Source organism: Kribbella flavida DSM 17836, from assembly GCF_000024345.1.
Classification (GTDB): Bacteria; Actinomycetota; Actinomycetes; order Propionibacteriales; family Kribbellaceae; genus Kribbella; species Kribbella flavida.
This window is the reverse complement of record NC_013729.1, coordinates 2,576,878-2,595,197: the sequence shown is the minus strand read 5'-3', so window position 1 is coordinate 2,595,197 and position 18,320 is coordinate 2,576,878. Positions and strand designations below refer to the sequence as shown.

Below are 18,320 nucleotides of genomic sequence, written 5' to 3'. Positions count from 1 at the left end.
GATTCCGGCCTGCTGCGCGCCGGCGCCAGCCGCTCTACGGCGTGTTGATCGATTCCCTGAGTCGCGAGCAGGTGCCGGGTACCGCGCAGCACGCAGGGAATCGCTCAACACGCCCTAGACTGCTCGACGGTCGAGCCCGCCGGCGTCGGAACCGCGGGCTTCGGAGCAGAAGGAGCGGGCGATGACGTTTTCGATCGTGGCGTACGACCCGGAGTCGGCGTCCTGGGGCGTCGCGGTGGCGTCGAAGTTCCTCGCCGTCGGCGCGGTCGTGCCGTGGGGCCGGGCCGGCGCGGGCGCGGTGGCGACCCAGGCCGCGGCGAACCTGTCGTACGGGCCCGACGGTCTGGACCTGCTGGCCGGCGGCCTGGCGGCGGACGAGGTCGTGGCTCGGCTGACCGGGGCCGACGACGAGCGGGACAGCCGGCAGGTCGGGGTCGTCGATACCGCCGGACGCGGAGCGACGTTCACCGGCCCGGACTGTCTGGACTGGGCGGGCGGCCAGGCCGGCGACGGGTACGCCGTGCAGGGCAACATCCTGGCCGGACCGCAGGTGGTCGAGGCGATGGCGCAGACCTGGCGGGAACGCGCGGACGAGCCGTTCGAGCGCCGGCTGCTGGAATCGCTGGTGGCGGGCGATCGCGCCGGCGGTGATCGGCGGGGCCGGCAGAGCGCCGCCCTCCGGGTCTGGCGCGCGGGCGCGGCGTACGGCGGAGTGCTGGATCTCGCGATCGACCTCCGCGTCGACGACCACCGCACCCCGACCGAGGAGCTGGGCCGGCTGCTCGCCCTGCACGAGCTGTACTTCGGCAAGCCGGACCCGGCCGGCCTGCTGCCGCTGGAAGGCGCTCTCGCCGAGGAAGTCGCCGCTCTGCTCGACCGTCTCGGCTACTCCACCACCGGCTCCACTCTCGCCGACGCCCTCGACACCTGGGCCGGCACCGAGAACTTCGAAGAACGCCTGGTCCCCGGCCGGCTCGACCCGGTCGTTCTCGAGCAGCTCCGCAACCACGCACCGCCCAGCTGACAGGGGCCCTGGGCACCTGTCGGCGCGTACTTCTCCCAGCGGACGCGCGATCTTCGCGACCGGCGCAATCGCCACCCCCGAAGGAATCAAGCTCGGTACGAGCAGGTTCGCCCTCGGTGCGGTCGGATCCGACGGGCCACTGACCAGCAGCTCAGCCGACCCGCACCGACCGCCGTCGCCGGTCCCGCGTGAGTCTCCACCACTCACCAACCCCCGCCGGCCGTGGCCCGCACCAGCTCACCAAGCGTAGGACCGGCAGCGCTGGCCGATGTTGGTGAGTGCTGCGGATTCAGCTGGTGAAGCGCCGAGGTCGCCACCCGGTGAGGCGGGCCCCGGAGCAGGACGGGGCGCGGGCTCAGCCGCCGGAGACGCCGATCTCGGCGTCGGCGAGGTCGCGGTTCAGGCCGTCGGTGTCGTCGAGCCAGCCGTGGGGCAGCACGACGTGGTCGCGCGGTGAGCCCTGACGGCCGCGGGGGGCGCCGAGCTCGGCGACCGGGAACGGGGCGGTCGGGTCGAGCTGGGCGAGCAGTTCGTCGAGGCGGGCGAGGGAGTCGACCATGCCGAGGGCCGCACGCAGCTCCCCGCCGGCCGGGAAACCCTTCAAGTACCACGGGACGTGCTTGCGGAAGTCCCGCAACCCACGCTGCTCCCCCATCAGGTCGGCCAGCAGCTCGCCGTGCCGACGCATCACCGTCGCGACCTCACCGAGCGTCGGCAGGTTCAGCGCCTCGCCACCGGCGAAGGCGACGGCCAGATCGCGGAACAACCACGGCCGTCCCAGGCAGCCGCGGCCGACGATCACCCCGGCGCACCCGGTCTGCTCGACCATGCGCAGCGCGTCCGACGCCTCCCAGATGTCGCCGTTGCCGAGCACCGGGATGTCGACGTGCTCGACCAGTTCGGCGATCTTGGTCCAGTCCGCCTGACCGGAGTACGCCTGGGCGGCCGTCCGCCCGTGCAGCCCGATCGCGGCCGCGCCGGACTCCTCGGCGATCCGCCCGGCGTCCAGGTAGGTCTGGTGCTCACTGTCGATGCCGATCCGGGTCTTCATCGTCACCGGTACGTCGTACGGCGTGGCGGCCTTCACCGCGGACTGCAGGATCGCGCCGAGCAGGTTGCGCTTCCACGGCAGCGCCGCGCCGCCACCCTTGCGGGTCACCTTCGGCACCGGGCACCCGAAGTTGAGGTCGATGTGCGCCACGCCGTACGCGTCGCAGAGCAGCTCGACCGCGCGGCCGATGTAGACCGGGTCGACGCCGTACAGCTGGACCGAGCGGACCGTCTCCCGCTCGTCGAAGGTGAGCATGTCGAGGCTTTTCTGGTCACCTTCGACGATGCCGCGCGACGTGATCATCTCGCAGACGTACAGCCCGGCGCCCTGCTCCGCGCACAGCCGCCGGTACGCCGCGTTGGTGATGCCGGCCATCGGCGCGAGCACCACCGGGGTGTCGATGGTGAGGTTGCCGAGCCGCAGTGCCTGACCGGGTGGGATGCGGGTCACGGTCACGCCTTCGAGACCAGGACCTGGCCGTTGCCGGAGATCCGGGCCCGGTACGGCTGGACGGCGTTCTCGACGGTCGTCACGTCACAGGCGATGCCTTGCGCGGTGTGCTTCACGACGGTCACGTCATCCATTGTGCAGGTCACCTTCGCCGCGCCCGACGCCGCCCGCTGGACCGCGTCGACGACCTTCGGCTTCACGATCGCGACCGACTGCGAGGTGAACTTGTACGTCGCGCTGTACTGCTCGGCGTCGACGGTCAGCTGACCCCGGTAGGTCTTGCCCGCGTAGTTCACCGTGCAGGTCAGCTCGTGCTTGCCGGGCTCGTCGGCGTCCTCGATGCCCGGGCAGGTCACCTTGGTCGTCGCGGCCTTGCCGGCGGCGACCTGCACCTGCTTGGCGATCGCGAACCGGATCCGCGTCGCCAGCGGGGCGTCGTCGTCCGGCGTCCCGGTCACCTTCGGCGTCGGCCACGGCTTCGACGGCGTCGGCAGCGGCGTCAGGGTCGGCGCCGACGGAGTCGGGATCGGGGCGCTGCTCGGTCCGGTCGAGGCCGCCGGAGCCGACGGCGACGGTGTGCTGCCGGCATCGGCCGACGGCGCGTCGTCGGAGCAGCCCGCGAGCAGCAGGACGACGGCAGCACCGGCCGCCAGCACCCGTCCGGCGTACGCGATCGGCATGCTCAGCAGCCCACCAGACGCTGGGCCAGGTACCCGGTGACCTCGGTGAGCGCGACGCGCTCCTGCTTCATCGAGTCGCGCTCGCGGATCGTCACGGCGTGGTCCTCGAGGGTGTCGAAGTCGACGGTGATGCAGTACGGCGTACCGATCTCGTCCTGGCGGCGGTAGCGCCGGCCGATCGCGCCCGCGTCGTCGAAGTCGACGTTCCAGCTCTGCCGCAGCTCGGCGGCCAGGTCCTTGGCCTTCGGGGACAGGTCGGCGTTGCGCGACAACGGCAGCACGGCCGCCTTGACCGGGGCGAGCCGCGGGTCGAAGCGCAGCACGGTCCGCTTGTCCACGCCGCCCTTGGCGTTCGGCGCCTCGTCCTCGGTGTAGGCGTCGAGCAGGAAGGCCAGCACGTTGCGGGTCAGCCCGGCCGCCGGCTCGATCACGTACGGCGTCCAGCGCTCGCCCTTCTCCTGGTCGAAGTACGACAGGTCGGCGCCGGAGTGCTTGCTGTGCGTGGACAGGTCGAAGTCGGTCCGGTTCGCGATGCCCTCGAGCTCGTCGAACTCCTTGCCGCCGAAGTTGAACTTGTACTCGATGTCGACGGTCCGCTTCGAGTAGTGGCTCAGCTTCTCCTGCGGGTGCTCGTAGAAGCGCATGTTGTCCGGGTTGAGCCCGAGGCCGACGTACCAGTCCCAGCGGGCCTTCAGCCAGTACTCGTGCCAGTCCTCGTCGGAGCCCGGTACGACGAAGAACTCCATCTCCATCTGCTCGAACTCGCGGGTCCGGAAGATGAAGTTGCCCGGCGTGATCTCGTTGCGGAAGCTCTTGCCCACCTGGGCGATGCCGAACGGCGGCTTCTTGCGCGCGGTGCCCATCACGTTCGCGAAGTTCACGAAGATGCCCTGGGCGGTCTCCGGGCGCAGGTAGTGCAGGCCTTCCTCGGACTCCACCGGGCCGAGGTAGGTCTTCAGCAGGCCGTTGAACATGCGCGGCTCGGTGAAGGTGGCCTTGTTGCCGCAGTTCGGGCAGGCGATCTCGGCGAGCTGGACCTCGTCGGCGTTCTTGTTCTTGCGCCGGGCGTAGTCCTCGCGCAGGTGGTCGTCGCGGAAGCGCTTGTGGCACGACTGGCACTCGGTCAGCGGGTCGACGAACTCCGACAGGTGGCCGGACGCCTCCCACACCTTGGTCGGCAGGATCACCGAGGAGTCGAGCCCGACCACGTCGTCACGGCTCGTCACCATCGCCCGCCACCACTGGTTGCGCACGTTGTTCTTCAGCTCGACACCGAGCGGTCCGTAGTCCCACGCCGACCGCGTACCGCCGTAGATCTCGCCGCACGGGTAGACGAAGCCCCGGCGCTTGCTGAGGCTGACGACGGCATCGACGGTATCCACGGGCACTTTTCGACTCCAGTGAGAACACAGGTTGGGGAACGGAAGGGTCCAGGCTATCGGGCCGGGGGACCCCACGTCGCATCCATCAGGTAGCTGCTACGGCAGGTGAGCGGCCTCGAACGACTCGTACGCCGTGGGCTCGTCGATCGCCTCCGACAGCAACGGCACCGCCGCCATCTTCACCTCGAACGGCGACAACGCCCGCCGGTAGCTGCCGACGTTCTCCCACTCCATGGTCAGCGCGAGCAGTTCCGGGTCGTCCACGTTCCGCCCGGTCCGCGCCGCCACGAACCCCTTCTGCCGCGACAACACCTCCACAGCAGCCGCCAGCCGCGGCCCGAACTCCCGCTGCACCGCTTCCCCCACCCGAAACCTGATCACGACGAACACTCCGTCACCTTAAGCGCCTGCATCCGCAGCCCACGCGGCGGGCGGCTCCGGCTCATCGGTCCCTCGGGGGCGGCCAGCCCGTTCCGCTCGGCCGGCCGGGCCCGCTCGCAGCACGTCCCGCACCCGCGGTCCGCGCCCGCGACGGTGAGGGGACCGACGGACCGGCACGCTGCCCCGTCCCGGGAGGCGCCAGTGGCCGTGAGGAGGCCAGTGGCATCTGCCCCGCCCACGCGTGCGCGATCGCGCGCTTGGTGTCCAGCTCCGCCTGCCGTTGCGCCTGACTCGCCTTGGCACCTGGAGCGCGGTCGCCGAAGCGGTTCAAGCCAGGCTGGCGGTCGGCCGGGTGCCGGCCGAGGCGGGCGCAGACGTGTTCGTAGACGTTCCCGGTCCCCTGGCGGGGTTTCACCGCCAGCAGTTCCCGCCGCGGAAGCCCGCCTGGTGCCGCAGGGCCGAGCTCCCGGAACACCAGCCGGTGATTAGCCTTCGCCTGCGGGTCGGCCGCGACGTACGCGGTCACGCAGTCCCTGAGATCACCCTTTCCGGCTTCGTAGCCGAGCGCGTGATGCCCGTCGCTCACGCCGTCGCGCAGGTCTTCGATCAGCCGCAGGACCTCGCGGTACAGGTGCAAGTGCCGGGCCGGGTCCGCTTTCGCACGTGCCTGCAGGAGCTTGACGTCCAGGGCGAACTGCGGACTCGCCTCCAGCAGGTACCGCTGCCGCTCAGCGCTTGTCATCCGGTGACTGCCGGTCGGCCCGGATCTCCCGGAGCAGCTCCTGCGTGAACGGATCACCCTCGGCGAACTCGTCCAAGTCGAACGGGCGGCTCGTGGGCAGTGGCTCGGTGGGGTAGGTGCGTTGGGTGGGGTCGTCGGGGACGCCTGCTGGGGGTTCGTCGTCGCCGCGGAGGGTTCGGTAGGCGGAGGTGGAGAGCAGGACGGCTTCGGGCTCGCCGTCTGTGCCCCAGACGACGGGGATCGCGGAGCCGGCCCGGAGGGTGGTGAGCAGGGCGGGGAGCTGGGCGGCGAGGGCGGCGGGCTCGAGGACCTCGTCGCCGACGGCGAACTTGGTCTCGCCGCCGAGGTCCTCGAACTCGTCGTAGGTGAGCAGCACGGCTTCGGGCACGCCGTCGCCGAAGCTGAAGGCGTGCGTGTCGCCGGTGCGGAAGCGGGTCAGGACGGCCGGAAGGTCGGCGCGAACGGCGGCTACGGAGGGCAGTGCGGTCATGACAGGAATGTATCCGCGCCCGGTGCAGCGGCGTGGGAGTTGTCCACAGGGATGGAACAATGGGCGGATGAGTACTTCCAGCAGTCAGCCGGTGAGTCCGCTTCGGCAGCGGGTGACCAAGGCCAGCTACCCGGTCGTGGCGAAGCTGCACGCGATGCCGAAGCTGACCTTGCCGGCCATCACCCTGGCGCTGGCTCTGCTCGGAGTGTTCACTCCGGTGGCGATCGCGGTCCCGGCGCTGATCGTGCTGGCCCTGCTGCTGGCGTGGCTCGGGTTCCTGTCCTGGCCGGTCGTCACCAACGGCCAGCGAGCCGTCCGGGTCTTCACCGTGCTGGTGATCGTCCTGTTCGCGGTCTCGAGAATCGCCGGCGGCTAGGGCGCCATGCCCTGGGCAGACATGCCCTGAACTCCCGGCCGCAAGGCGTCGTACGCCGCGGCTACCGCGGCGGTGCGCAGCTCGTCGACGTCGACGTCCTCGAACGCGACCGTGCAGTCCGACAGGCCGCCGAGCGCGACCATGCCCCGGACCTGGTGCTCCAGGGACGGCGACGGGCCGATCAGCAGCGCGACGATCCGGCGGCGCCAGTCGAAGACGTGGTCGGTGAGGTCCATCTGCTGCAGCACGCTCAGGTCCCGGATCGCGACCTGCAGCAGCACTCGGTGCCGGTAGGTGACGTCGAAGTACGCGCCGAGCAGCTCCCGCGGATCCGCGGGCGAGGCCTCCAGCCCGGCGAGGAACGCCGTCATGTCGTCGATCAGCGGTATCGCGAGACTGCGCACGAGCTCGTCGCGCGACGCGAAGTGGTAGTAGAGCGCAGGCTTCGTCATGCCCAGCTGGTCAGCGATGTCCCGCAGGCTGGTCTGCTGCAGGCCCTTGCTCGCGAAGAGCTCCAGCGCCACCGCCTGAATCCGCGCCTTGGTGTCGCCGCTGCGTGCTCTGGGCATGCCGGAAGACTAGCTGACCGCCCGTTAAGTGAACCATTGACAGATTCACCTCTCGATTGCTTACCTTCCGTTAAGTAAACAACCGAGAGGTGGCGTCATGCAGAAGGTTCTGATCTCCGGCGCGAGCGTCGCCGGGCCGGTGCTGGCCTACTGGCTGCGGCAGTACGGCTTCCGGCCCACCGTGGTCGAGCGCACCTCGGCCGGCCGCCACGGTCTCGGCGGTCACGCGGTCGACCTGTTCGCCGCCGCCGTCGAGATCACCGCCCGGATGGGCCTGGCCGACCGGATCCACGAGGCCCGCACGCGAACCCGGTGGCTCAGCATGGAGCGCTACGGCAAACCACCGGTCGACGTCGACCTCGACAAGCTCAGCGCCGGCCTCTCCGACCAGCACGTCGAGATCCTGCGCGGCGAACTCACCAGCATCCTGTACGACGCGACGCGGGCCGGCGTGGACTACCGGTTCGGGGACTCCATCGCTTCGCTGCACGACGACGGCGACGGTGTGGACGTCACCTTCGAGCAGGCGCCGCCGGAGCGGTTCGACCTGGTGATCGGTGCCGACGGCATGCACTCGACCGTGCGCCGGCTGGTCTTCGGCCCGGAGCAACAGTTCCGCCGGCCGCTCGGCGGCTACCTCGGCGTCTACTCGCTGCCGAACTCGTTCGGCCTCGACAACCGGATGCTGACCCATCTCAGCGTCGACCGGCTCGTCGGCGTGTACGGCGTGCACCAGACCGGCCAGGCCCGTGCGACCTTCCTGTTCCGGACGAAGGAGGAGCTCGGCGACGACCACCGCGACAAGGAACGGCAGAAGCAGTTGCTGCGTGACCAGTTCCGGGGCCACGGCTGGAAGGTGCCGCAACTGCTGGAACACCTCGATGCCGCAGACGACTTCTACTTCGACTCGATCACGCAGATCACTCTCGAGGACTGGCACCGGGGCCGGGTGGCGCTGGTCGGCGACGCGGGCTTCTGCCCGGGACCGGCGGTCGGCGGCGGGACCAGCCTGGCCGTCGTCTCGGCGTACGTGCTGGCGGGTGAGTTGGCCGCGGCGCGCAGTGATCTGCTGTCGGGGCTGCGGAACTACCAGCGGCAGGTGCGGGACGTCGTGCAGCAGAGCCGTCGGATCGGGCCGAAGCTGATGCGCTCGATCATCCCGGCGAGTCCTACCGCCGTTCGGCTGACACCGGCCGCGACAGCCGTGCTGATTCGGCTGCCGGAGCGGGTGCAGCGCTTCGTGTGGGCTCGCAGCGGTTTCGGCAAGGTGCTCAGCTCGGTGCAGCTGCCGGACTACCGGGACCTCGTCCGGACGCCCTGACCGGCCTGGCCCCGCCGGCCCAGCGGCCCGTGCGAGCAGTCGGTCGAGATGGGACGGCCTGGACTGGTGACATCGCGGACGTCTCGTTGGAGACTGTCGGTGACCGATTCCAGAAATTCGGCCGCTTTAGGTCACCGGCGGTTTCCGGAATCAGCGAAGGTGATTCGCCAGGGGGGCGGAGAGGTGATCCGAGTTGCCATCGGTCACCGCGGCACGCTGGTACGTGGGGCGTTGGCCGCGGTGCTCGGCAGGGAATCCGATCTGAAGGTGGTCGCGGAGTGCGCTCGCGCCGACGAAGTGCTGGAGGTGTCCGGAGGGCCGGAGGTGGTGGTGCTCGATCCGCTGCTGCCGGGCGCGATCGGGATGGAGGAGCTCTGCGGCCGGCTCGAGGGCTACGCGCTGCTGATGCTGATCGAGCGGGACGACGGCGGGTCCATCTCGCTGGCGCTGGCGGCGGCCAAGCAGTCGGCGAAGGTCGGGGTGATGACCACCGACGCGTCGCCCGACGACCTGGTCGACGCCGTCCGGGAGGTCGCCGACGGCAGGCCGGTTTTCGACGTCAGCCTGGCGCTCGCGGCGCTGAGAGCCGGTGACAACCCGCTGACCGAGCGGGAGTGCGAGGTTCTGCGGCTGATCGGGACCGGCGCCACCGCGCAGGAGGTGGCGCAGATCCTGTGCCTGAGCCCGGGCACCGTGCGGAACTACCTGTCCCGCATCCTCAGCAAGACCGGCGCCAGAAGCCGGATCGAAGCGATTCGCAAGGCTCAGGACGCCGGCTGGATCTGATCCTCGGCCAACTCGGTCCGCACCACGTCCGGACCGGCCCAGTGACCGACCAGATCGGCGTACAGAGGGCTGGTCGCGAGCAAGCTGGTGTGGTTGCCGATGGCAGCGCGGCTGCCGTCCAGGACAAGGACGCGCCGCGCCCGTACGGCGGAGCTGATCCGGTGCGCAACGACGACGAGACTGCCGCGTCTGTTGGCGAAGGCCTCCTCGGCGATGCGCTCCGCCTCCGGGTCCAGGTGACAGGTGGCTTCGTCCAGCACGGCCAGCGGCGCCGGGGACAAGTAGGCCCGAGCCAGTGCGAGCAACTGGCGCTCCCCGGCCGACAGGTCCGACGGTCTGATGACGGTCGCGGGTCCGCCCAGTCGATCGACCAGGCCGGCGGCACCCACGGCTTCGGTCGCCGCGCGGACCTGGGCCTCGGTGGCGTCCGGCCGCAGGTACACCAGGTTGGCCAGGATCGTGCCCGTGAAGACGTACGCCTCCTGCGGAATGAGGACCCGCGAGCCGGTCAGCTCGGTCGGGAGGAGAGCCGCCGGCGGTACGCCGCCGAGCAGTATCTTGCCGTCCGTCGGCGGCAGCAGCCCGCAGATCAGCCGTGCCAGCGTCGACTTACCGATGCCGCTCGGGCCGACGACTGCGAGGTGGTCGGACTCCCCGACGACCAGGTCCAGGTCGTGCAGCACCGGTGCGGCGTCCGGGCCGTAGGCGAAGGAGACCCGCCGCAGCCGGACCTGATGACCGGTCGGCAGCTGGCCGAGCGACCGCGGCTCCGCGACCTCGCTCATGTCGAGCACCCGGCCCAGTGTGACCACGTAGCGCAGACCGCTGTCGCCGAGCGCGGACATCACCGTGTTGAGCGCCGGCTGAAGTCCCAGCAGCACGTACGTCATGCCACCGAGCAGGGTTCCGGTGCTCACGCCGCGGTCGGTGAGCCAGGGCGCGGCGGCGAGCAGGACGACCAGCGGCAGCCAGCCGCCGACCGCGAAGCAGAGCGTTCGCAGCGCCGCGACCTTCGCCAGCGACCGCTCCGCCGCGGCGTGGGCCGCGATCGGCACGCCGACCAGGCCGGCCGCGAACCCCTCGGCCCCGGTCGCCGCGACGTCCCGCACCCCCGCAAAGGCCATCCCGGCCGAGGTGGTCAGATCTTCGTCGGCCCGCAAGGACGCGCGGACCCGGGTCGCGGCCAGCCCCAGCACACCGAACGACAGCAGGAAGCCCAGCAGGAACGGCGGTACGACGAGGGCCGCCACCAGCGGATCCAGGGACAGCAGCCCGACGACCACCCCGATCACCGTCACCGCGAAGCTCCGGACCACCAGGACAAGCCCGGCGAAGGTGTCGCGGACGATCTCCACCTGTCGGTTCAGCCGAGCGACGGCCCCGTCGGCGCACGCCGTACGCAGCGCGCCGGACACCACCTTGCGGACCAGGTCGTCGCGCACCGGCTCAACCAGTTCACCGAGCCGTCGGTAGACCTGGCGTGCACCGACCGCGCCCAGTACTGCGGCCGCAAGCAGACCGCCGAGCCAGGCCAGACCTGTCTCCACCCGCCCACCGAGAAATGCGTCCGCCGCGTGAGCGACGGCGAGCCCGTAGCAGGCCGTCGGCAAGATCTCCGGCACCGACCAGGCGGCCAGCAGCACCGCCGACCGACGGCGTACGGCGCCTACCGCGTACTGCAGTTCGCGCTTCATCCGAAGACCTCGCGGTACGCCGGGTCCGCCCACAGCTCGTAGTGCGGGCCGACGCCGCGGACCCGGCCGCGGTCCAGCCACACCACCAGGTCAGCCCGAGCAGCGGTGGCCGCGCGATGGGTGACGATCAACCGAGTACGGCGCTGCCGGTCGCCCATCAGCGTCTTGCTGATCTGCAGCTCGGTCGCGGTGTCCAGGCTGGAGGTGGCGTCGTCCAGGATGAGCAGGCGGTCGGCGGTCCAGGCCCTGGCCAGCCCGAGCCGTTGCGCCTCGCCGCCCGACAACGGCGCCTCGGCGAGCGGTGTGCGGTAGCCGGCCGGCATCCGGCTGACGAAGTCGTGCACGTGGGTGGCGCGGGCCGCCGCGAGCAGCGGCACCGAAGGGACGGAGCCGACCGACACCGCCTCCCCCACGGTCGAGCCGACCAGCGCGGGTCGTTCGAACGCGCACTTCACCGCGCGCCGCAGGGCGCGGTGGCTCAGCCCGGCGAGGGGCATCCCGTCGAGCTGAACCTGTCCGGAGTCCGGGTCGCGCAACCGGCCGGCGACAGCGGCCAGAACGGACTTGCCCGCGCCGCTCGGTCCCACCACGGCGACGGCGGCTCCGCCGGGCAGATCCAGGTTCACCCGGTCCAGCAGCAGTCTGTCGCCGGCCCGGACGACGACGTCGTCGAAGGTCAGCCGGCCGGGACCGGCCGGCAGCGAAAGGGTGCCGTAAGCAACAGGCGCCACTCCGGTCACCTCCGCGGCCCGGTTGATTCCGGCCCGGGCCCTGGCCAGCTCGCCCAGTACGCCGGTGAGGCTGCCCAGGCCCGCGCCGATGACGGCGTACTGGGCGGCGGCGAAATACTCGCCCGGCGTGATCCGGCCGTTCACCAGCTGGATGCCGCCGACGGCCAGGACGGCGATCAGCACCAGCGGCCCCGCCACGGCGGCCTGCGCTCCGGAGCGGGCCAGGACGCGCCACGTCCGCAGGCCTTGGTCGTGCAGTTGTGGCAGCGGTCTCAGGATCCGGCGCTCCTCGCGCAGCACGGTCCCGGCGGACACGATGGTCCGGATACCGGCCAGTGCCTCGGTGAGTGCTGCGGCAATCCGGCCCTGGGTTTTCTGATAGGCGAGGCTGATCTCGGCGGTCCGCCGAGTGAACGCCCACAGCACCACGCCGACGAGCAGGACCCCGGCCAGAAAAGCAGCAGCCAGCCACGGGTCGATCACCGCCAGCAGGACCAGACTGCCGACCGGTGGGACGGCCGCGGCGACCGCAGTCACCGTGGCAGGACCGGCCAGCGCCGCGTCGTGGGCGTTGCTCGACACCCGGGTGACCAGGTCTCCGGTGTCGAACTTGCTCGTTCCCTCGGGTCCGGACGCCAGGACGTGGCGGACCAGCCGGTTCCGCAGCCACGCTGTGGTGCCGGCGACACAGGCCGTGCCGGCAACCACCTCGACCAGGTCGCAGGCGACACCGATCGCGATCAGGCAGCAGGCAACCACCACCCAACGGCCGGCCGGCCCTTCGGTGACGACGGCATCGACGGCCCTCCCCAGCACCGTCGGCAAGGCCAGCACGGTCAGACTGCCCAGCAGCGCGGCAGCCCCGATCAGCGGAAGCCAACCCCGTCCGTGGCGCAGTACGGCGCCGAAGGTGGTCATGGGCGCAACCCGGTGTGGCAGGCAAGGAATGCCAGCAGGTCCGCAGCCAACCCGATGCCGCGGCTGACGCCCGCCGGAAGGTGCCCCGCGTCGTGCTCGTACCTGAGCAGGATCGGTCGTGAACCGGTGGTCGCGTGCTGCAGAGCCGCACACATCTTCCGTGCGTGCAGCGGATCCACCCGCGTGTCCGCCCCGAAGATCGTCAGCAGCACGGCCGGATAGTCCATCGCTGCGACCCGGTGGTACGGCGAGTAGGCAAGCAATGTCGCCAGTTGCGCCGGGTCGTCCGCGGAGCCGTACTCGCTGACCCAGGCCTGGCCGAGACCGGACCGCTGGTAGCGAACCATGTCGAGCACCGGCGCCGAGCAGACCGCCGCGGCGAACAGGTCCGGGCGCTGGGTGAGTGCCGCCCCGACCAGCAGTCCGCCGTTGGACTCGCCGCAGATACCGAGCCGGTCGGGCGTCGTCCAGCCGCCGGCGACCAGGGACTCGGCCGCGGCGAGGAAGTCGTCGATGACCGACTGCTTCCCGTCCAGGACACCGGCCCGGTGCCACGCGTCGCCCTGTTCGCCTCCGCCGCGCAGGTTCGCCGTGACGAACAGGCCGCCGGCTTCCACCCAGGCCAGGGCGAACGCCGAGTAGGTGGGGGTGAGCGACAACCCGAAGCCGCCGTACCCGTAGAGGACCGTGGGACGGGGTCGGCCGGCGCCTGGCCGGCCGGCCACCAGCATGCGGAGCGGCGTACCGTCACGGGAGTGGTACGTGACCTGACGCGCCTCGACGTCGGTCACCACCCGGGAGTCCGAGGTCCATGGCGTCACCAGGCCGCTGCGGGCGTCGTACCGATGGACGCCGGGCGGCGTGACGCTGTCGGTGTAGCTGAACCACGCTTCCTGGCCACCCTCCGGGCGGGTGCTGAGCTCGCCGAGCGTGCCGAGACCGGGAAGCGGTACCTCACGCAGGCACTCACCAGTCGACGGATCGTGGGCGAACAGCTCGCTCGCCGCGTGCCGCGTCCGGCCGACGAGCAGCACCCCGTCGAGCAGCGCCAGGTGGCTCAGCGGCGCCCCCGGCTGCTCGCCGACAAGCTCGGTCCAGTGCTCATGACCAGGCCGGTGGGGATCGGCGACGCAGATCCGGCCGGACGGTGCGCCGAGGGTGGTCACGACGTAGAGCCGGCCGTCGGGGCCGACGGCGGGCGCGCTGCGGGCGTCGACACCTCGCTGCACCACCACTGGAACGAAGTCGGGCCGGCTGACGTCGACGAGCCACACATCGTTGCGGTCGGCAACTGCGGCGGAGATGGTCAGCCACCTGCCGTCCGCACTCATCTCCAGCCCGTACGCCGCTTCCTCCGGCAGCACCTGCACGTCGTCCGCCCGGCCGATCCGGTGCAGCCACAGCCGGCGCGAGCGAACGAAGTAGAAGGCCTTGCTGTCCGGGAGCCACCCCACCGGGGAGTACCGGCACCGGTCGATCGGCTCGTCGACGACCTCGCCCGTGCCGACGTCCAGTACGTGCAGTACGGACTGCTCGTCGCCGCGTGACAGCTGGAAGGCGACCAGCCGCCCGTCCGGCGAAGGCTGCCAGCGATCGAGCGTGGTGTGGCCGGAGGAGTCGTGGCGGGTCGGGTCGATCAGCGACCGCTCGGGCTTACCGGGGTCGGCGACGTACAGGGCCGGATGCTCCTGACCGGGACTCCGGCGGACGAAGAACTGCCGTGTGCCGCGCCAGGTCGGCGTACTGGTGGTGCCGACGGCGCTCAGTGCGGCGACCCGGGCCCGGAAACGGTAGCGGCCCGGTAGCCCTGCGGCCTGGGTGAGCCAGAGCTCGTCCTGTGCCGCTTGCCAGGCCTGCGTCCGGGCATCCGTGGCGTCTTCCAGCCAGCGGTACGGATCCGCCACCGCGTGGCCGTGCAGGAACTCGGCGCCGGCCAGCCGCTCGGCGTCGGGATAGCTCAGATCGGGTTTCCGCACGGGACTCCTGGTTCCCGGTGGCGGCCGCAGTTCCGGGCGAGCTCAGGGGGCCTCGCCCGGAACCTACGCGCCTCAGTGACAGAGCAGAAGGCTGAGGTTGCTCGGCTTGGCGGAGCCACAGCCGAGAACGGTCAGCGTGCTGCCCCCACCGCCACCCCCGCCGCCCCCAGTGGGGGCTTCGAGGCCCTGCAGGTCGAGAAGTGCCATTGTCTACACCTCCTCTCGGCGCTGGTAGGAACCGAACCCGGGACCGGGCTCGAGAAACGGGAGGGCCGCCGGCTGCTCGTGCAGCGCGGCACCCAGGGCCAGCAGAACGCCGGCCGAACCGGTGGCGACATCCATCGACAACCGGAGCAACTGGTTGCCGGGAAAGGCCAGTCCGTCGCCGTAGGGCAGCGAGTGCCAGCCCAGTCCGGCGATCAGCTGCTCCGACGCGCTCGGCTCGAGCTGGGCCGCCGCGAGCAGAACGCCGGCGCGACCCATGAACAGACCGGGCTGAACGAAGTAGCCGCAGCGAGTGACCTTCCGCAGCGGCTCGAGAGCCGTCGCGAGTTCGTCGTCCGGCCGGTGGCGCAGATAGCGGTCCAGCACCAGCGCGATACCCGCCGAGCCCTCTTCCAGGTAGGGCAGCGTGCGCCACCCCTGATTGACCTGGAGCATGCCGTACTGGTCGGCGGTGCAGCGGCGTAGATCCTGCTGGAGCGCAATCTTGGCCAGATCGAGCAGGCCGGTGTCGCCGGAGCGCTCGTAGGCGTGCAGGAACAGCAGGGCCGGACCGGACGAGCCGAACATCAGGCCCGCACGCGGACGCCCGTCGCCGCTGAGCTCCGCGACGTCCTCGGGTCCACCGAGCCGGTCTGCCACCTCGTCCACGATCCGGGTGGCGGCGGCGAGGGCAGCCGGCTCGGCCCCGAAGTGCAGCAGGCTGAGCCCGATGCCGGCGAGCCCGGAGTACAAGCCCAGCTCCAGCACTTCGGCGGGCTGGGTGCGGCCACGGTCCAGGGCATCCAGCCCGTCCTGGTGGTGACCCAACTCGTGCAGAACCAGAGCGACTCCGTGCAGCCCGTTGTAGAGACCGGGCACAGCGGCGGAGTCCCGGGTCTGCCTGCGCAGCCAGTCCTCGTACTCCGGGAAGCGGCCGGCACCGCAGCGGTCCAGGGCGTACAGCACGCCTGCTGCCCCGTACGCCAGGTTGATCCCGCCCCCAGGCTCGAACTGTGCGATGTCTCCCGGGAACAGCCGGTCGTCCCGCTGCGGTGTCGCGGACGCCGCGATCGCCTTGGTGATGGCCGAGCGCAGGTCCTGCCAAGGTGCCTTGCCGGGCAGCGGCGGGTCGGCCTGCAGCGCCGGCCGGTCGCCGAGCACCGTGCCGGCCGCCGGCGCGATCGTTGCCCTCGGCACCTGGAAGGTCTCGCTGATCAGGTCGGCCAGCTGGTTCACCTTGGCCGGGTGGAGCCCGAGCAGCATGGTGGCCTGCGGTGCGAACAGTCCGAGCGTGAGGCAGGCCAGCGCATAGCGGTCCACGTCGACGCCGTGGCGGTCCGGCGGGGCGGCGAAACCCGGGTGCGCGAGCGCCGACCGGGCCTGCTCGGTGGCCAGCGTGGCCACCTCGAAGTCGATGAGCACCAACCGGTCGTCGGCGTCGATCAGGATGTTGTCGGGATGCAGGTCGTTGAAGACCACGCCGCGCTCGTGCAAGGCTGCGACTGCCTGCTCGATCCGGGCCAGCGTGCCCAAAGCCCACTCGGCGTACGCCGTCCGCTGCTCGGCGGAGGCATCCGGCCGGGTCAGCGGGTAGCGCCCGACGATCAGCCGTTGCAGCGAGTTCGAGTCGATGAACTCCTGTACCAGGAAGTGGTGGTCGCCCAGCTGGAAGTAGTCGCGGACGGCCGGCACGACGTCCAGCCCGGCCAGGCGCTGGAGGATGTCGCGCTCGTGGCCGACCCGGGCCACCGCGTCCCGGCCGAGAGCGTCCAGCCCGGCCAGCGGGCGGCCCTCCTTGAGCACCACCTTCTCCGCGGTGTCGCGGTGGTGGCCGAGGTAGACGCCGCCGCCGTTGGAGAACTGGATGACGTTCTCGATCACGTACGCCAACTCGTTGGTGGTGACGGCGTTCCGGGCCTCGAGGTGCGGCTCCAGGAAGGAGGGCAGGGTCACCCACGGCGGGATCGAGAAGGTGGCTCCGCGAACGTCCGGAACCAGCCGGCCCTCGCCGTTGGTCAACGCGTAGACCCGCTCGCCGCTGTCCGACAGGCAGTACCGGGTGACGAAGGCGCCGTACCGGACGAACAGCGGGCCGTCGGCGTACCGCAGGTCGCTGAGGATGTAGGGGCCCTGGACACCTTCGAGCAGGCCGTCGAGCTCCTTCAGGACCAGCTCGAGCTGCGCCTCGTCCGCCGGGTAGATGGTGACCAGCTTGCCGCTGGAGCCACGGAAGGCCGACTTCGAGTTGAACATCATCAGGACGGGCTTGCTGCGCAGGAACTTGAACGCCAGCCCGCGACCGACGCAGTAGTCCCAGACCGCCGCGATCGTCCGGTCGGCGTCGTCCAGCCCGGCCGAGACATGGATCTTCCAGCCCTGGGCCGGCAGGTCGGCGTCGGCCGGCGCGTAGTGCATCCAGACGTCACCGGCATCGTGCTGCCAGCCTGCCGGCACCGGACGGGCACAGGCCGCGAAGTCCGGCTCCTGCTCGCCACGGTTGGTCGGGGTGTCGTAGAACAGCCGATCGGCCAAGCAGTACAGCTCGTACTGTTCCACTTCGGCCTCCCCATGATCCGGTCTCGTCGTCACATGGTGTCGCCGTCCCAGGCCGCTGCGTAGTGCCGGGCGTCACCACCGCCGTGTGAATAACTCAGGCGCTACGCCTGGGTATCTCCGAACCGGCCGGTCAGTAGACGATTCGGCGAGTTGCCGACGATGTGGGCAGTGGAGAGCGTGGGCGGCGAATGAAGTAAGCGTTGGAACTGCGCCGAAACAAACGAATGCATGGTGGCGATCGTCGGGCGAATCAGGCCGGCTCGACCCCGAACCGCCTGCACTAGAACGAAGCGGGCGACAGCACGCGCACGCACAATGGCCGGGCGGATGGGAGCAGGCACCGAGCGAGCGACAGCGAGCAAGGCGCCCGCGCGGACTGGAACCAGCCGAAGTCAGCCGAGCGCGGCGAGTTGTTTGCGCTGGCCGGCTCGGGTGCTCTGGATGCTGCCGGCCAGCTTCTTGACCGCCGGTTCCTGACCGGCCGTGGCGACGCTCCTGGCGACCAGCGCGGACTGGTCCACGTGCTCCCGGAGGTTTTTCACCAGCAGCCGGTCGAAGGCGGCGCCCTTTGTGTTGCTCAGGGCAAGGATCTCCGGACCGGTCATCATGCCGGGCATGTCGTGGCCCGCGTGCACGTTGGTGCTCGGCGCTCCGGAGCGGTCGCGCAGGGCGATCAGCTGGGCTAGCTCGGCCCGGTGGGTCACGGTGATGCTCGCGGCCAGCCGGCGTACGGCGGGATCAGCGGCCTGCTTGTCGGCGAGTGCAAGGACGCGGAGCAGTTGCTCGTCCATCGGCACCATCAGCTGCAGCCACGCGCGATCGGTGGTGTTGAAGGCGGAGGAGACCGACGGCTCCGGCCGAGGCGGCTCCGTGGCGGCCGACGCCCCACAGCCGGTGAGCAGTCCAGCCAGCAACAGCGCAGTACCGAGAGCTCTCATGCTCGAACTCCTTCGTGACAGGCAGGTGCGGGGGCAGGTCTGGGACGAGAC

At 70.9% G+C, this 18,320-nt stretch carries 17 protein-coding genes; 4 read left to right on the top strand and 13 right to left on the bottom strand.

Features of this window, described 5'->3' with window-relative positions:
- The first annotated feature begins 181 nt into the window (after window positions 1-181).
- Window positions 182-1,024, top strand: a complete 843-nt coding sequence (locus KFLA_RS12275) for a DUF1028 domain-containing protein (RefSeq protein ID WP_012920111.1) — start codon at window positions 182-184, stop codon at window positions 1,022-1,024.
- 355 nt (window positions 1,025-1,379) lie between these two features.
- Here KFLA_RS12275 and dusB read toward each other — a convergent pair whose 3' ends face one another.
- From dusB to KFLA_RS12245, 6 genes are all read right to left on the bottom strand, one after another.
- Window positions 1,380-2,525 (bottom strand): tRNA dihydrouridine synthase DusB, encoded by a 1,146-nt coding sequence (gene dusB / locus KFLA_RS12270; RefSeq protein ID WP_012920110.1) that lies wholly within the window; start codon window positions 2,523-2,525, stop codon window positions 1,380-1,382.
- A gap of 2 nt (window positions 2,526-2,527) precedes the next feature.
- Window positions 2,528-3,205, bottom strand: a complete 678-nt coding sequence (locus KFLA_RS12265; protein ID WP_012920109.1) for a hypothetical protein — start codon at window positions 3,203-3,205, stop codon at window positions 2,528-2,530.
- Window positions 3,206-3,207: 2 nt separating this feature from the next.
- Window positions 3,208-4,593, bottom strand: a complete 1,386-nt coding sequence (locus tag KFLA_RS12260; RefSeq protein WP_012920108.1) for a glycine--tRNA ligase — start codon at window positions 4,591-4,593, stop codon at window positions 3,208-3,210.
- A 90-nt stretch (window positions 4,594-4,683) separates the two neighbouring features.
- Window positions 4,684-4,977, bottom strand: coding sequence for an antibiotic biosynthesis monooxygenase family protein (locus KFLA_RS12255; protein ID WP_041289290.1), 294 nt, complete (start codon window positions 4,975-4,977; stop codon window positions 4,684-4,686).
- 52 nt (window positions 4,978-5,029) lie between these two features.
- Window positions 5,030-5,710, bottom strand: a complete 681-nt coding sequence (locus KFLA_RS12250) for a hypothetical protein (RefSeq protein ID WP_012920106.1) — start codon at window positions 5,708-5,710, stop codon at window positions 5,030-5,032.
- Window positions 5,697-6,200 (bottom strand): hypothetical protein, encoded by a 504-nt coding sequence (locus KFLA_RS12245; RefSeq protein WP_012920105.1) that lies wholly within the window; start codon window positions 6,198-6,200, stop codon window positions 5,697-5,699. The genes KFLA_RS12250 and KFLA_RS12245 overlap by 14 nt, the downstream gene beginning before the upstream one ends.
- A 67-nt stretch (window positions 6,201-6,267) precedes the next feature.
- Between KFLA_RS12245 and KFLA_RS12240 the strand changes: the two genes are divergently transcribed.
- Window positions 6,268-6,576, top strand: coding sequence for a DUF6703 family protein (locus tag KFLA_RS12240; RefSeq protein ID WP_012920104.1), 309 nt, complete (start codon window positions 6,268-6,270; stop codon window positions 6,574-6,576).
- On the opposite strand, the gene KFLA_RS12235 is transcribed toward KFLA_RS12240, so the two are convergent.
- Window positions 6,573-7,145: a TetR/AcrR family transcriptional regulator gene (locus KFLA_RS12235; protein ID WP_012920103.1), complete on the bottom strand. Its 573-nt coding sequence runs from the start codon at window positions 7,143-7,145 to the stop codon at window positions 6,573-6,575. The two genes, KFLA_RS12240 and KFLA_RS12235, sit on opposite strands and share 4 nt — an antisense overlap.
- Before the next feature lie 97 nt (window positions 7,146-7,242).
- Between KFLA_RS12235 and KFLA_RS12230 the strand changes: the two genes are divergently transcribed.
- Window positions 7,243-8,466, top strand: coding sequence for an FAD-dependent monooxygenase (locus KFLA_RS12230; RefSeq protein WP_012920102.1), 1,224 nt, complete (start codon window positions 7,243-7,245; stop codon window positions 8,464-8,466).
- A 159-nt stretch (window positions 8,467-8,625) separates the two neighbouring features.
- Window positions 8,626-9,252 carry a response regulator transcription factor gene (locus KFLA_RS12225; RefSeq protein ID WP_012920101.1) on the top strand — a complete coding sequence of 209 codons (627 nt, stop codon included), beginning with the start codon at window positions 8,626-8,628 and terminating at the stop codon, window positions 9,250-9,252.
- Here KFLA_RS12225 and KFLA_RS12220 read toward each other — a convergent pair.
- The 6 genes from KFLA_RS12220 to KFLA_RS12200 all read right to left on the bottom strand — a co-directional run bounded on the left by KFLA_RS12220 (window position 9,231) and on the right by KFLA_RS12200 (window position 18,269).
- Window positions 9,231-10,946: an ABC transporter ATP-binding protein gene (locus KFLA_RS12220; RefSeq protein ID WP_012920100.1), complete on the bottom strand. Its 1,716-nt coding sequence runs from the start codon at window positions 10,944-10,946 to the stop codon at window positions 9,231-9,233. The two genes, KFLA_RS12225 and KFLA_RS12220, sit on opposite strands and share 22 nt — an antisense overlap.
- Complete coding sequence (locus KFLA_RS12215; protein WP_012920099.1) at window positions 10,943-12,595, bottom strand: ABC transporter ATP-binding protein; 1,653 nt, start codon at window positions 12,593-12,595, stop codon at window positions 10,943-10,945. The genes KFLA_RS12220 and KFLA_RS12215 overlap by 4 nt, the downstream gene beginning before the upstream one ends.
- Window positions 12,592-14,571 carry a prolyl oligopeptidase family serine peptidase gene (locus KFLA_RS12210; RefSeq protein WP_012920098.1) on the bottom strand — a complete coding sequence of 660 codons (1,980 nt, stop codon included), beginning with the start codon at window positions 14,569-14,571 and terminating at the stop codon, window positions 12,592-12,594. The genes KFLA_RS12215 and KFLA_RS12210 overlap by 4 nt, the downstream gene beginning before the upstream one ends.
- Window positions 14,572-14,643: 72 nt before the next feature.
- On the bottom strand, window positions 14,644-14,778 hold the full coding sequence (locus KFLA_RS37060) for a SapB/AmfS family lanthipeptide (RefSeq protein ID WP_012920097.1): 135 nt from the start codon (window positions 14,776-14,778) through the stop codon (window positions 14,644-14,646).
- 3 nt (window positions 14,779-14,781) lie between these two features.
- Window positions 14,782-17,331 carry a class III lanthionine synthetase LanKC gene (lanKC, locus tag KFLA_RS12205; RefSeq protein WP_012920096.1) on the bottom strand — a complete coding sequence of 850 codons (2,550 nt, stop codon included), beginning with the start codon at window positions 17,329-17,331 and terminating at the stop codon, window positions 14,782-14,784.
- A 392-nt stretch (window positions 17,332-17,723) separates the two neighbouring features.
- Complete coding sequence (locus KFLA_RS12200; protein ID WP_012920095.1) at window positions 17,724-18,269, bottom strand: DUF305 domain-containing protein; 546 nt, start codon at window positions 18,267-18,269, stop codon at window positions 17,724-17,726.
- Window positions 18,270-18,320: the final 51 nt, after the last annotated feature.